The 13446-nt window shown below is 71.1% G+C and carries 11 protein-coding genes; 5 read left to right on the top strand and 6 right to left on the bottom strand.

Going from position 1 to position 13446, the window contains the following annotated elements:
* Both VZQ01_RS28550 and VZQ01_RS28555 read right to left on the bottom strand, forming a co-directional pair.
* Nucleotides 1–2718 carry a M1 family metallopeptidase gene (locus VZQ01_RS28550; RefSeq protein WP_426745222.1) on the bottom strand — a complete coding sequence of 906 codons (2718 nt, stop codon included), beginning with the start codon at nt 2716–2718 and terminating at the stop codon, nt 1–3.
* A gap of 129 nt (nt 2719–2847) precedes the next feature.
* Entirely contained in the window at nt 2848–4017 is a 1170-nt protein-coding gene (locus VZQ01_RS28555) for a ribonuclease D (RefSeq protein ID WP_223781644.1), read from the bottom strand.
* A 65-nt stretch (nt 4018–4082) separates the two neighbouring features.
* Here VZQ01_RS28555 and ttcA point away from each other — a divergent pair, with 65 nt between their 5' ends.
* The 5 genes from ttcA (at nt 4083) to VZQ01_RS28580 (ending at nt 7501) form a co-directional block, all read left to right on the top strand.
* Nucleotides 4083–4943, top strand: coding sequence for a tRNA 2-thiocytidine(32) synthetase TtcA (gene ttcA / locus VZQ01_RS28560; RefSeq protein WP_223748448.1), 861 nt, complete (start codon nt 4083–4085; stop codon nt 4941–4943).
* Nucleotides 4922–5746 carry a TerB family tellurite resistance protein gene (locus VZQ01_RS28565; RefSeq protein ID WP_223748449.1) on the top strand — a complete coding sequence of 275 codons (825 nt, stop codon included), beginning with the start codon at nt 4922–4924 and terminating at the stop codon, nt 5744–5746. The genes ttcA and VZQ01_RS28565 overlap by 22 nt, the downstream gene beginning before the upstream one ends.
* 13 nt (nt 5747–5759) lie before the next feature.
* A complete protein-coding gene (locus VZQ01_RS28570; RefSeq protein ID WP_223748450.1) occupies nt 5760–6584 on the top strand; it encodes a phosphate/phosphite/phosphonate ABC transporter substrate-binding protein in 825 nt (274 codons plus the stop codon).
* Between the two features lie 85 nt (nt 6585–6669).
* Nucleotides 6670–7032 carry a GFA family protein gene (locus VZQ01_RS28575; protein WP_223748451.1) on the top strand — a complete coding sequence of 121 codons (363 nt, stop codon included), beginning with the start codon at nt 6670–6672 and terminating at the stop codon, nt 7030–7032.
* Between the two features lie 139 nt (nt 7033–7171).
* Entirely contained in the window at nt 7172–7501 is a 330-nt protein-coding gene (locus VZQ01_RS28580; RefSeq protein WP_223748452.1) for a hypothetical protein, read from the top strand.
* A gap of 28 nt (nt 7502–7529) precedes the next feature.
* Here VZQ01_RS28580 and VZQ01_RS28585 read toward each other — a convergent pair whose 3' ends face one another.
* The 4 genes from VZQ01_RS28585 to VZQ01_RS28600 all read right to left on the bottom strand — a co-directional run bounded on the left by VZQ01_RS28585 (nt 7530) and on the right by VZQ01_RS28600 (nt 13367).
* On the bottom strand, nt 7530–8951 hold the full coding sequence (locus tag VZQ01_RS28585; protein WP_426745223.1) for a serine/threonine protein kinase: 1422 nt from the start codon (nt 8949–8951) through the stop codon (nt 7530–7532).
* A gap of 108 nt (nt 8952–9059) precedes the next feature.
* On the bottom strand, nt 9060–12068 hold the full coding sequence (locus VZQ01_RS28590; protein ID WP_426749000.1) for a choice-of-anchor D domain-containing protein: 3009 nt from the start codon (nt 12066–12068) through the stop codon (nt 9060–9062).
* Between the two features lie 221 nt (nt 12069–12289).
* The gene (locus VZQ01_RS28595) at nt 12290–13150 is read right to left on the bottom strand and encodes an alpha/beta fold hydrolase (protein WP_426745224.1); all 861 of its coding nucleotides are present in this window, start codon (nt 13148–13150) and stop codon (nt 12290–12292) included.
* A 37-nt stretch (nt 13151–13187) separates the two neighbouring features.
* Nucleotides 13188–13367, bottom strand: coding sequence for a hypothetical protein (locus tag VZQ01_RS28600; RefSeq protein WP_223748455.1), 180 nt, complete (start codon nt 13365–13367; stop codon nt 13188–13190).
* Nucleotides 13368–13446 lie beyond the last annotated feature (79 nt).

Raw genomic sequence — 13446 nt, forward strand, 5'->3', positions numbered from 1 at the left:
TCAGTAGCGCGCGAGGAAGCGCGTGAGGCCGGGGCGCAGGGCCTCGCGCTGCGCGATGCACTGGTCCACGCGCTCCAGCGACTGGGCCAGCACGCGCTCGCCGCCCTCGACGTCGCGGGCGCGCGGGCCGAACACCCGGGCCACCTCGTCGCGGTGCGCGGCGTCGCAGAAGAACCCGCCGCCGCCGAGCAGCCACGTGGTGAGGTCGCGGGGCAGCCGCTCGCGCAGGGCGTCGAAGTGCTCGTGCAGGAAGGTGAAGGCCACCTCGCGCGTGGGCGCCTCCGACAGGAGCCCGAAGAGGATGGCCAGCGCCTCGCGCGTGTCCACCTTCGCGTCCAGCAGCAGCTCCAGGCTCTTCTTCGCGAGCGTCACGTCGCGGAAGCCGCCGAGCGTGGCGAGCAGCAGCCGGCGCTCCTCGTCGGTGGCGGTGCGCGCGGCCGCGCGCAGGCGCTCGTGCAGCTCGGCGTCACCCGCCGCGGCGGCCGCGTTGAGGACGGTGGCCCGGTCCTCGGGCGCGAGCGTGCTCCGGTCCTGGAGCCAGCGCAGCGTGAGTCGGCGCGCCTCGGCGCGCAGCCTCGGGTCCTCGCCCTCGGTCGTCGCCATCGAGAGCAGGGAAGGGCGCATCAGCCGCGTCTCTTCACTCTCCCCGGGGCGCGACACGAAGCCCACCGCGCGCGCACGTCCGCCGAAGAGCCCGCGCACGAAGCGCGCCCGGTGCGAGCGCAGCGAGTCCGGCACCAGGTCCCGATGCACGCTGTCCACCACCTCCGCCGCGCTGCTGACCAGCTCCGCGTCGCCCTCGCCCAGCCGCGCCACCAGCGTGAGCGTCTGGCCGACGTCCAGCTCGCCGCTGCCGACGAGCGCCCGCGCGTCCGCCATCAGCACCAGCCGCTCGGGGACGGTGAGGCGCGCGCCGCCGCGTCGCGCGAGCTTCTCCAGCCCGTCCCCCCGCAGGAGCGCGTGGTAGTAGCCGCGCGCGTCCGCGTTGGGGTGCACCCAGTCCGGGCAGCCCTTCGCCTCGGGCAGCGCCAGGGTGTCACGGGCGCCGGTGAGCACCGTGCATGCGCGGCCCTCCTTCTGGCCCACCGCGTAGCGCACGCACAGCGGCACGCGCCAATCCCGCGTCCCGGAGGTGTCCTTCGCGCCGAGGGGCAGGTAGCGCTTCTGCTCCAGCGCGAGCCGGGGCGCGCCGTCCTTGGGGCACTGGAGCGTCATCGCCACCAGGGGCACGCCGGGCTGGTCCAGGAAGGTGGAGAACGCGGGCGCCACGTCCTGCCCGGCCTCGAGCGACAGTGCGTGGAAGAAGTCCTCCGTGGTGGCGGTGCCGCGCGCGTGGGCGCGCAGGTAGTGCCGCACGCCGCGCTGGAACGCGTCCTGTCCCACCCACGACTCGAACATCGCGAGCACCGCGGCGCCCTTGCCGTAGGTGATGCCGTCGAACGCGCCGTGGATGTCGCCGGGTGACTCAATCGGCTGGCGGATGCTGCGCGCGGTGACGAGCCAGTCCTCCTGCATCGCCTGCCCGCGCGCCTCCACGCGGCGCACGTCCGCGCGCCACCCGGGCTGCCAGCGCTTCACCATCTTGAAGGCGAGCCAGTCCGCGAAGGACTCGTTGAGCCACAGGTCGTCCCACCACGCGGGCGTGACCAGGTTGCCGAACCACTGGTGCGCCAGCTCGTGCGCCTGCGTCTCGGCGAAGCCGCGCTGTCGCCACAGCGTGTCCGTCTCCGGCGTGCGGAGCATCAGCGGCGCGCCGAAGGTGATGAGGCCCGGGTGCTCCATGGCGCCGCCCACGAGCCCCGGCACCGCGAGCACATCCAGCTTCGAGTACGGGTAGGGCGAGCCGAACCACTCCTCCAGATGGGCGAGCAGCGGCGCGGTCACGGACGCGGCGTACGCGGCCTCCGCTCCCCGCCCACGGGGCACCAGCATGCGCACCGGCACCTTCGCCTCGCCCGCCGTGCCCGCGTCCACCGCGTCGAAGGGCCCCACCGCGAAGGCCACCAGGTACGTGGGCAAGGGCGGCGTCGTCTGGAAGCGCACCGTCTTCCAGCCCTCGGCCCCTGGCTCCTCGGCACGCACGGGCATGTTGGAGAAGGCGGCGTCCTCCGCGCGCACGCGCAGGGTGAGCGACCAGGGAATCTTGAAGCCGGGCTCGTCGAAGCAGGGGAAGGCGCGCCGCGCGTACAGCGGCTGGAACTGCGTCATCGCGTACCAGCGGCCCTCCTCCTCTTCACGGAAGACGCCGCTGTCCTCCTTGTCGTACGCGCGGCCCGAGTACTCGACGTGCAGCGTGACGGTGCCCGGCGGAAGCGGCGCCTGCGCGACGAAGGCGAGCAGGTCCTCGCCCACCGGCATCGCCTCCACCGGCACGCGCGCATCCGCCGTCTGGACGTGCGCGCGCCGCAGCGCCAGCTCGGTGCCGTGCAGCCAGAGCACGCGCGTGGGCTCCGACAGGGACAGCTCCACGTCCACCTCGCCGCGGAACGTCTCCTGACGCGGGTCCAGCTCCAACGTCACCGACTGCCGCGTGGGACGCACGCCGGCCTCCAGGCGCAGCCCGGGTGGCACGAGCGCTTGGGGCGTCTCCACGGGCGCGGGCACGACGCGAGGGCGAGGCATCGGCGTGGGCGCCGCGTCGCGTGAGCGCCCCAGGCACCCCACGTGGAGGAGCGTCAGCCAGAGTCCGAGGATGGCGCCAAGGTGTCCCAACCGCATCGAGGAGCTCCGTCCCGTCCGACACATGCGACGCGTGATGGTGTCCATTCCATCACCGCCGCGACAGGGACGGTAGCGCCTCGATGGGGGTCGCGGGTGACGCGCCCCTCGGAGCGAACGCGCGGTGCGTCAGCCGCCCTGCACGGGGAAGGCGGCGAGCAGCTCGATGAGGGCGGGGCCGTACAGCTTCAGCCGCTTCTCGCCGAGGTAGGGCACCCGGGCGAGCTCCTCCAGGTTCGTGGGAGGCTGGCTGAGCAGCGCGTCCATCAGCGGGTTGGTGAGCACCACGCTCGGCGTCACCTTGCGCTCGGTGGCCTTCTCCACGCGGAACGCCTTGAGCGCGTCCTCGCGCTTGCGGCGGTTGGAGTCCTTGGGGCCCTTGTTCTCGCGCTCCGGCGCCAGCTCGCCCTTCTGCGACTTCTCGCGCTGCTCGCGGACGATGGCGAGCACCTCGTCGCCATGGGCCCGCACGAAGACGCCCCGCACGCCGGCCGCGCGCGCCAGGTCCTTGGGCGTGGAGGGCAGCCGCGTGGCGATGTCCGCCAGCGCCATGTTGGAGAGCATGCGCCCCATGGGCACGTTCTCCTGCTCCGCCCACTCCAGCCGCTTCTTGTGCAGCGCGTGCGCAATCGCGTTCGCCAGGGTGAACTGCGCGGGGGACAGCCCGGTGCGCGGCAGCTTGGGCTTGAAGTCCGCGCCCACGTCGGGCCGGGCGACGGCCTCGTCACACAGCCGCTCGCAGTCGAGCGTCACCTCTTCCAGGATGTCCGCGTCGATGCACGCCTGCCGCACCTGCCGGCCCAATTCGCACAGGTAGCGCACGTCGTTGGCGATGTAGGTATGCATGCCCGGGGGCAGCGGGCGCAGCGAGAAGTCCGACTGCTGGTGCTCCTTGGGCAGCTCCACGCCCAGCTTCTCGCGGGCCACGTCCGCCAGGCCCACCTTGGGCCAGCCCAGCAGCGTCGCGGCGCGGTGCGTGTCGAACAGGCCCCGCACGCGCACGCCCGCCTCCGCGAGGAACTGCAGGTCGCCCTGCGCCGCGTGGAAGTACTTGGTGCGCTCCGGGTCGGCCAGCAGCGGGGCGAGCAGCCGGGCCTCCACGTCGGGCTGGAGCGTGTCGAAGAGGAAGACGTCCAGGTCCGTGGCCACCTGGAGGAAGCACAGCCGGGCGCGGAAGGCGTGCATGGAGTCGGCCTCCAGGTCCACGGCCAGCTCACGCGCCGCCTCCAGCTTCTGGAGGGCGCTTTGGGCCCCTGCGGCATCCACCACGTCCACGTCACCCTGCGGGTAGGTAGGCATCGAGCTGAGCAGGCTAGCGGACCGGACCGCCTGAATGACGTGTTTTTTCCCGGGCCGCCGCTAGGATGGCCACGCCGATGAATGACGTCCAGCGCCTGGAGAAGAGTCTGCTTGGCCACATGGGCCGAGCCATCGCGGACCACCGCCTCATCGAGGACGGGGACCGCATCATGGTGGGTGTGTCCGGGGGCAAGGACTCCTACACCATGCTCTACCTGCTCCGGGAGCTGCAGCGCCGCGCGCCGGTGAAGTTCGACCTGCTCGCGGTGAACCTGGACCAAGGACACCCGGGATTCCCCGGCCACGTCCTGGAGGAGTACTTCCAGCGAGAGGGCTACGCGTACAAGCTCCTCAAGGAGGACACGTACAGCATCGTCCTGGAGAAGACCCCGCCGGGGAAGACGCAGTGCGCGGTCTGCTCGCGCATGCGCCGGGGCATCCTCTACACGGCGGCGGTGGAGCTCGGGTACAACAAGATTGCCCTGGGCCACCACCGCGACGACCTCATCCACACGCTCCTGCTGAACCTGTTCTTCGCCGGCTCCATCAAGGCGATGCCGCCGCTGCTCAAGAGCGACGACGGGCGCAACGTGGTCATCCGGCCGCTGTGCTACGCGCCGGAGAAGGACATCGCGAGGTTCGCGGAGCTGAAGGCCTTCCCCATCATCCCCTGTGACTTGTGCGGCACGCAGGAGAACCTGCAGCGCAAGCGGATGCAGAAGCTGATGGAGGAGCTGGGCAAGGAGATTCCCAACGTCCGTCAGAGCGTGCTGAACGCGATGGCCAACGTGCGGCCGTCGCACCTGATGGACCGGACGCTCAACCCGGACCCGCTCAACGCCGGCGGGGCCGAGTCGGGGGCGCCCACTCAAGACACGCAGGACACGCAAGGGGGAGCCAGCCCATGGCTCGAGAGCAGGCAGTGAGCGCGCGCAAGGAACGCAACGCCGCGCTGGTGGAGGTGATGTTGCTGGCGGCGATGGCGGACGGCCGTGTCTCTCAGCGGGAGATGCAGACGTTGATCAGCCGCGTGCTGGAGCGGCCGGAGTTCGAGGGCACGCGTCCGGAGGAGCTCAACGCGCTGGTGGAGTCCAGCGCGGCCCGGCTGTCGGAGGCGCGGGATTTGGAGGACGTGCTGGCGTCGTTGCGGCGGCGGCTGCCGGACCACAAGAACCGGATGCTGGCCTTCGGGCTGGCGGCGGCGGTGGCGCTGGCGGACCAGCGGGCCACGCGCACGGAGCTGGGGCTCTTGAAGACGTTCCAGGCCGCGCTGGGCATCTCCGAGGACGAGGTGGCGCAGATCATCGACGTCATCGAGAACGGCGGCAGCCTGGCGGAGGCGCTGGGCGAGCCGCTGGAGCGGCTGTTCGCGGAGGTGATGGTGCTGGTGAGCGCGGCGGACGGGCGGCTGAAGGAGGCCGAGGCCCGGGCGCTGGTGGAGAGCTTCGCGGCGGACCCCCTGTTCGAGAACGTCAGCCCGGAGCGCGCGCAGAGCTTCGTGAGCGAGGCTGTGTCGGCCCTGTCCGCGGAGGGGCTGCCCCAGCGGCTCCAGGTGCTGGCCCACGGCCTGACGACGCACACCCAGCGGCTGAAGGCCTTCCGGCTGGCCACGAAGATTGCCCACGCGGGTGGGGAGCCCAGCCTGCCGGAGCAGCGAATCCTGGACCTGCTCCAGGCGACGTTCGGTCTGGCCGACGACGAAGTGGCGCGACTGGGCAGGGAGGGGTAATCAGGGGGCGGTCATGACCCTTCAAGTCCCTTCCGCGACCCGACACTCGTTCCGCTTCGGACTGCCGCCGTCATTGGGCAGTGAAACGGCGCGGGAGCGCGCGGACCGGCTGGCGGCCTTCCTCCAGCGGGCCATGGGCAAGCTGGTGGAGGTGAGCGTCGCGTCGAGCTACGAGACGCTCGCCAAGGACCTGCTCTCCGGACGCGCGGACGCGGCGTGGGCGCCTCCCTTCGTGTGCGCGCGGATGGAGGCCATGGGGGTGCGGGTGGTGGTGCGCGGGGTGCGCCGGGGCATGTCGTCCTACCGCTCGGCGCTGGTGTGTCGGGCGGGGGCGGGGCTGTCGGTGGACCGGCTCAAGGGCGCCACGGCGGCGTGGGTGGACCGGGATTCGGTGGCGGGGTTCCTGCTCCCCACCGCGTACCTGAAGGCGCAGGGCCTGGAGCCGGCGCGGGCCTTCTTCGCGCAGCACTTCACGGGCTCGTACCGGGGCGCGCTGGAGTCGGTGCTGGACGGCAAGGCGGACGTGACGAGCGTGTTCTGTCCGCCGGCCTCCACGGGGCTGACGTACACGACGGGCGTGGAGGATGTGCTGGGGGCGGGCGCGGGGCGCCGCTTCGAGCTCATCGCGTACACGGACGAGGCGCCCAACGACGGCGTGCCGGTGGCCATGGGGCTGCAGCCGCAGCTGGTGACGGCGCTGGAGACGACGCTGCAGGGCCTGCAGTCGTCGCCCGAAGGCGTGGCGCTGCTCAAGGACATCTTCAACGCGGAGCGCTTCGAGCCCGCGCCGCGCATGGGCTACCGCGCGCTGTACCGCGTGGCGCTCGCGAGCCTGTAGCGCCTGGCGTGGGGTGGGCCGCATGCCGCGACGCGGCGCGCGTTTTCGCGTGGACGTCCGTGCGAGCACATGCAGGATGCCGCGCATGAGCGAGCTCAAGAGCTACGAGGGCGGCTGTCACTGCGGGCAGGTGCGCTACGAGGTGAAGCTGGACCTGTCCCAGCCGGCCATCCAGTGCAACTGTTCCATCTGTCAGAAGACGGGGACGATGCTGAGCTTCACGCCGGTGTCGCAGTTCACGCTGCGCTCGGGCGAGAGCGTCCTGACGGACTACCAGTTCAACCAGAACATCATCCACCACCTGTTCTGCTCGAAGTGCGGCGTGCGCTCCTTCGCGCGCGGCAAGGGCCCGGACGGCTCCGAGATGGCGGCCATCAACGTGCGCTGCCTGGACGGCGTCGACCTGAACACGGTGAAGACGTTCCAGTACGACGGCCGCAGCAAGTGAGTCACCGCGCCTCCGGGACACGAGGTCGCGGTGTCCCGGGGGGCGTGGGAGGTCGTTCCGACGCGGGGCAGGGGATGTGATGCAAACACCAGCACCTCGGACTGCGAGCACCTCGAGGTGGGCCCGCGTCCTCGCGGTCGTGGCCAGTGCGTTGCTGTGTCTCTACGTGTTCCGTCCGCTCGACGGATACCTGGGGGAGCTGGCCTCGCTCGCCTTCAGGGAGGACACCGTCTTCGCGCCCGGCTATTCGGCCTTCAAGTTCTGGCGGATTCGCCGGGGGATGACCGAGGCCGAGGTCGAGCGGCTCGTGGGCGGGCCGCTGAAGACGTGGACGCCTCGGGATGTCGACCTGGATGAAGTGTATTGGAGCTACTCCCACTCACCTGGGGATACTCACTACCGCATGCGTCTGGTGTGTTTCCGTGACGGCCGCGTCCACGACCTCCACACCGAGTTCTATGTCGACTGAGGTCGAGCCGAACGCGAGGGTGCCGGGGCTACGGCTCCTCGGGTTCCTCGGGTTCCTCGGGAGGCTCGGGAGTCCGCGTGGGCACGCGCTTGGGCGCCGAGCCCGCTGTCCTGCCCGGAGGCGGTGAGGGCGCCTTGCCGGAGCCGGTGCCTCCCTTGGCGGGCATCGGCGCGGCGGACGAGGTCGAGCCACCGCTTCGCGTGGGCGCCGCCGAGCCACCACTCGTCCCGCTTCGTCCGGCCACCGGCGCCGCAGCCGCGGAGGACCCCGTGGGCGCACGCCGGGCGGGCGCCATGGGCGAGGTGGACGACGCGGACACACCGCCCGGGTCCTTCACCATCGCTGGCGCCGAGGCCGAGGAGCCTCCAGGCTTGCGCGCCGGCGTCCCCGCGGGCGTCGGACGCGCCGTGGGCCGCTGCCCGGAGCCCGCCGTGTCACCCGCCGCCGCGGCCGCCGCGGCCGCCTGCTGACGGGCCGCGAGCCTCGGGTCGTAGTGGATGACGGTGGGCTCGGCCGCGAGCCGCTCCTCCTCCAGCTCCTCCGAATACGTGTCCTGCATGAACGCCGCGAGGTGCGCGGGCGTCGCGTGCAGCTTCTGCTGCACCAGGAACTCATCCAGCGCGAGCTGCACCTCGCCCGCCGACGCGAAGCGCTCCTCGCGCTTGCGCGCCAGCGCCTTGAGCACGATGGCGTCCAGCGCCTTCGGGATGTCCGGCATCACCTCGGACGGAGGGACAATCTTGGTCCCCACCACCGCCTTGAGCGTGGCGATCTCCGTGTCGCGCTTGAACAGCCGCTGGTGCGTCAGCAGCTCGTAGAACACCGTCCCCAGTCCGAAGATGTCGGAGCGGTGGTCCAACGGCTCGCCCCGCGCCTGCTCCGGGGACATGTACGCGTGCTTGCCCTTGATGGTGCCCACCACCGTCTGGGAGAACTTCCCCGACGCCTTGGCCACCCCGAAGTCGATGAGCTTGACCCCGCCGTTGTAGCCGACGAGCACGTTCTGCGGCGACACGTCCCGGTGGATCAACGCCAGCTTGCGCCCCGACGGGCTGCGCGCGTTGTGCGCCGCATCCAGCCCCGCCGCCGCGTCCGCGATGATGCGGCACTTGAGCCCCAGGGGAATCGTCAGCTTGCGCTGCTGTGCCCTGAGTCCCAGCGGCCCCACCGCCTCGCCGTGCACGTACTCCATGGCGATGAAGTACTGCCCGTCCACATCGCCCAGGTCGTAGATCTGCGCGATGTTCGGGTGGTTCAGGTGCGCGGCGATGCGCCCCTCGTCCAGGAACATCTCGATGAACTCATCGTCCTCGGACAGGTGGGGCAGCAGCCGCTTCACCACCAGCAGCTTCTGGAAGCCCACCGGCCCCTTCTGCCGGGCCAGATAGACGGCGCCCATGCCGCCGATGGCGATCTTCCGGAGCAGCTCGTAGCGGCCGAATGTCTCCACGTCGACGCCACGATAGCCGCGCCGGGGCCAGCTGAGGAAGCCCGCGGCGCGTCATTTCCCCGCCACGCGAAAGGCCCCACCTCCCGGAGGACGTGGGGCCCCGCTTACTCAGGGGCTCGAGGTGGGCGGCGCCTTGCACACGCTGCGGTAGCGCACCTCCACCGCCTGCCCGGGACGAGGCACCGCCGCGCCGCCGAAGACGATGGAGTTGGTCGCCCCGTCGTACGTCCACTGGCTCTCCGGCACCTGCTGGCCCTGCACGTACACGGACATCTCCGCCTGGCCCGTGGGCGTGGTCGTCAGCGGGAAGTCCGCCTGCAAATCGCCAGCGCGCTGGATGACCGAGTCGAGCAGCGGCCGGTAGTTGCCCTCGCAGATGGACTCCGCCCGGCCACCCGTGCCGCGCGCCACCTCCACGAAGCGGTCCGCGTCGCTGCCCGCCGTGGTGCAGCGGTTGTCGGTGGGCACCAGCGCGTACAGCTGGCTGCGGTGCGACATGCCCGTGCCCTTCAGCGTCTGGAGGAACTGGATGTAGCTGTCCGGCGCGAAGCCCGAGTTGTCGTCCTCGTCCGCCAGCACCACCACCGCCATGCGCGCCGCCGGCCGCGTGAAGCCCCAGTTGCCGTCGTTGGGCTGAGCGGTGCGCGGGTCATCCGTCTGCTCGGACAGGGGCGCCGACAGGGCCTGCCGCATCGTCTCCAGGCCCTGCACCAGGTTGTGGCACAGGCCCACGTCGATGTTCGCCTGCAGGCCCGCCGCCGCGTTGGGGCTGGAGCTGGACAGCACGCGCGCCCGGTTGCCGTCCACCGGGAACAGGCGCCCGGCCTCGCCGCCGTTGGCCCCGCCGCCGCACTGCGGCCCGCGCTGCACCAGGCCCGTGCTGGTGACGCCCATGCGCACGTCCACGTTCTGCTGCCGCGCGTAGTCCAGCCAGCCCGGAATCGCCGCCTTCAGGCGCTCCTGGTACGGGTCCATCGTCGTCGTGTTGGAGACCACGAAGAGCACGTCCAGCTGGCTGTCGGTGCCCTGCGTGTAGCGGTCCACCTGGATGCCCTCGTGGTTGGTCTCGCCGAGCAGCGGCACCAGGAAGGGCGTCGGGTCCGTCGCCGTGCGCAGGTACAGGGGCGAGTAGTGCTGGCCCAGCACGGTGCGCGAGTAGTCCACCTCCAGCTCGAAGCCCTCGCCCGCCTGCAGCGTGCGCGGCTGGGTGATGGGCGTCAGCAGCGAGAACTGCGTGCTCGTCCCCGGGCCGATGTCCGCGCCCGTCACCGTGAGCGGCTCGCTGCACCGGTTGGAGATGTACGTCTTGCGAGGCGCCGCGGCGCAGTCGTAGCGGATGGGGCCGAAGTCCACGTAGGACGGCGTGGCCACCAGGCAGCTCTGGCGCGACACCCCCTTGAGCGGCAGCGTCACCGTGGGCGCCGCGGGGTTGTTCACCGTGAGCTTGAGCTCACCCGTGTACTCGCCCTCCGTCTGCGGCCGGAAGGCCACCATGGCGCTGAAGGCCGTGTCGTAGAGCACCACGCCGCCCGTCAGCCGGCCGCCCGGCATGAAGAACGCGCCGCCCGCGTCGTTGGACAGGTGCACGTCCTTCACCGCGCACTCGGCCCGGCCGGGGTTCTTGAAGCGGAAGCCCAGCACCGCGCCGCGGCCCGGCACCACGTTGCCGAAGTCCATCATCGGCTGCGGCGACAGCTCGTACACGCACGGGCCGCTGGTGCGCGAGCGACCGGTGAGGATGATTTCGCGCTCCGCGTTGAACAGGTCATCCGAGCGCACGCGCAGCCGGGCCCGGAAGCTGCCCTCCACCGTCGGCTCGAAGTAGACCTTCAGCTCCAGCGCGTCGTTGCCCGGGGCAATCTCCAGCCCGCCCGACTCCAGCGTGGGCCACGCGCCCGACGCCCACGGCAGCCGCTGCGTGCCGCGCGTGGGCACGTCCACGTTGAACTGGTTGCTGTCCCCGTCGGACGCCACGCCCATGAAGCGCAGCGAGCCGTTGGTGCCCGCGTTGGTGATGCGGATGACCTGCTCCACCTTGCCGCCCACCGGCAGCTCGCCGAAGTCCAGCGCCACGGGCGTCACCGCCAGCGTGGGCCGGCCGCCTCGCGCGTCCAGGATGACCTCCGACTGGCGCGGCTTGTCGGACGCGTACTGCACCTTGAGGTCCCCCACGTTGGGGCCGGAGAAGCGCGCCGCGAACTCCATGGGCAGCTCCACCACCTCGCCCGGCGCCACCGTGGAGCCCTCCGGCTTGGAGAGCGGCACGAAGGCGTGGTCGCTGGTGATGAGCTGCGAAATCGTCACCGGCCGCCAGGTGATGTTGCGCGCGCGGGTGAACGACTGGGTGCGCTCGTGCACCGGAATCAGGTCGAACGGCACGGGCGCCGGGTCGAAGACGAAGGCGCTCGCCACCGAGTTGCCCTTGAGCTCCACCACCGACGGCGTGCACGCCTCGCACGAGCGGACCTCCAGCCTCGCGTCCATGCTGCCCAGCGCGCGCGGCAGGTACTGCGTGCCCACCTCCACGGTGGAGTTGGGCGGAATGGTAATCGTGTCGGGCGTGAAGGGGTCCGGCCAGTCGCCGCGCACCGCGAGCGTCAGCGGCAGGTCCACCGGGTTGTTGATGGTGACCGTCAGCTTGCGCTCGCTGTCCACCTCCAGCGTCTCGTAGTCGAGCACCGGCGGGAACAGGCCAATCTGCGTCGGCGTGCCCAGGCCGGTGACGCGCACCTGCGCCTGCGCGCCCTGGTTGGCGTCCGTGGAGACGAACACCGTCTCCTCCGTCACGCCCTCGGCCAGCGGATGGAAGCGCACCTTCACCAGGTGCGACTCACCGGGCATCACCCGGCCGCCACCGTCCGTCAGCTCCACCTCGTATGAGGGGTTGCCGATGATGGCCAGTGCCTCGATGGCGAAGAAGGGCACATAGCCGACATTGCGGATGCGCACTTCGCGCTCCCGCCACTCGCCCACCGGCACCTCGCCGAAGTCGAGCACGTCCATGTCCACCACCGCGGTGGCCTGCACCGAGCGGGTTTCATTCCCCTCGTGACACGCCATCGTGGTGGTGACGAGCACCGCCAACGCGAGGACTCGCCCCCTCAACCCCATCCCCATTGTCCGCTCCCTCACCCTTCTCCCCACACGCCCCCGGATGGGTCCGGTGCGTGATCCGCCGAGGCGCGGTAATCCAAATCGCATACCAACCGAAAGGACGAGGACGCTGTCCTGAATTCAAGGGGTTGGGATGCGCAGTGGCGGTAAGGAGCCTGGGGTGGAACCGACTTGCCCACGCCTGGGAAAGAGTTTTCCGGGCGTTCTGACCGGGTGACAGCCCTTCAGCGGATGAAGTCCGCGAGCGCGCGGGCGACATCCTGGGCACGCTCCATGTGGACGTGATGCCCACCCGGGAGCACGAGCGGAGGGCCCGAAAGTGTACGCAGCGCCTCAAGCCGCCGGTCCAGCTTCGCCGCGTCCGGCCACAGCCCGTCCTGGCCCCGGATGAGGAGCACCGGGCACGTCACCGCGGCCTGCAGCGCCAGCCACTGCGCCTCGTCGTGTCCGTGCGCGAACCTGCGGCGGTGTCGTGGATCAAACGTGAAGACCACGCCTCCTTTCTCATGGGGCCGGGTGCCGTGCCGGGCCAGGTGCAAGGCGGCGGCCGGGGGCAGGGTGGGGTTGTTCTCCCTCAGGCGCGCGGCGGCGGCCGCCACGTCCGGATAGGGCTTGGCGTTCGGCGGCCGGCGCGCGTCGTTCATGAAGGCGCGCAGCCGCTCCACCGCGTACTCGGGCGGGCCGCCGGTGGGGCCTAGGCTCTCGATGAGCGCCACGTCCAGCACGCGCTCGGGCCGCACCGCGGCGTACGTCAGCGCGATGATGCCGCCGAGCGAGTGGCCGACCAGGTGGGCCTGCTCGAAGCCCAGCCCGTCCAGCGCGGCCTCCACGTCCAGCAGGTGGTCTCCCGCCTGGTAGTTCGCCTCGGGCGGGGCGTGGGCGCTCTGGCCCATGCCTCGGAAGTCGAGCAGCGCCACGCGCCAGTCGGCGGGTACGTGCTCGAGCACGGCGTCGAAGCTGTGGGAGTGGTCCAGCCAGCCGTGGAGGAACAGGACGGCGGGTCGGGTGGGGGCGCCTGGACGCACGCGCACGTGCAGGCGCAGGCCCTGGGCGTCGACGAAGCGGGATTCGAGAGAGAGGGACACGGGCGGCTCCTGACCCGTGCCTTATCTCATGGTCTGCCTAGCGGACCGGCGACGGCGGACGCGGCGGCCCACCCGTGTCCGGCTTGGACATCACCATGGCCAGCTGCCGGGCCTGGTTCTCCGTGGCGCACCGGTACTCCTGCACCTTGCCGTTCTCCTTTTCGATACGGAGAACCCAGACGTCGTTTTCCTTCGTCACGTTCGGACGTTGAGACATGTGGCGGTTCCTCCCCGCCACGGCGGTAAGCATGTCTCATGCCCGACAACGGGGCTTGAGCCAAATACCTGATATCCGG

The sequence above is a fragment of the Myxococcus faecalis genome (assembly GCF_050039385.1).
GTDB lineage: Bacteria > Myxococcota > Myxococcia > Myxococcales > Myxococcaceae > Myxococcus > Myxococcus fulvus.

Bases quoted from the DNA above. Each gene is read 5' to 3' on its own strand.
- VZQ01_RS28555 (WP_223781644.1), bottom strand. From the start codon at position 4,017: ATGCCTACCTACCCGCAGGGTGACGTGGACGTGGTGGATGCCGCAGGG.
- VZQ01_RS28590 (WP_426749000.1), bottom strand. From the start codon at position 12,068: ATGGGGATGGGGTTGAGGGGGCGAGTCCTCGCGTTGGCGGTGCTCGTC.
- VZQ01_RS28600 (WP_223748455.1), bottom strand. From the start codon at position 13,367: ATGTCTCAACGTCCGAACGTGACGAAGGAAAACGACGTCTGGGTTCTC.
- VZQ01_RS28550 (WP_426745222.1), bottom strand. From the start codon at position 2,718: ATGCGGTTGGGACACCTTGGCGCCATCCTCGGACTCTGGCTGACGCTC.
- VZQ01_RS28575 (WP_223748451.1), top strand. From the start codon at position 6,670: ATGAGCGAGCTCAAGAGCTACGAGGGCGGCTGTCACTGCGGGCAGGTG.
- ttcA (WP_223748448.1), top strand. From the start codon at position 4,083: ATGGCCACGCCGATGAATGACGTCCAGCGCCTGGAGAAGAGTCTGCTT.
- VZQ01_RS28565 (WP_223748449.1), top strand. From the start codon at position 4,922: ATGGCTCGAGAGCAGGCAGTGAGCGCGCGCAAGGAACGCAACGCCGCG.
- VZQ01_RS28570 (WP_223748450.1), top strand. From the start codon at position 5,760: ATGACCCTTCAAGTCCCTTCCGCGACCCGACACTCGTTCCGCTTCGGA.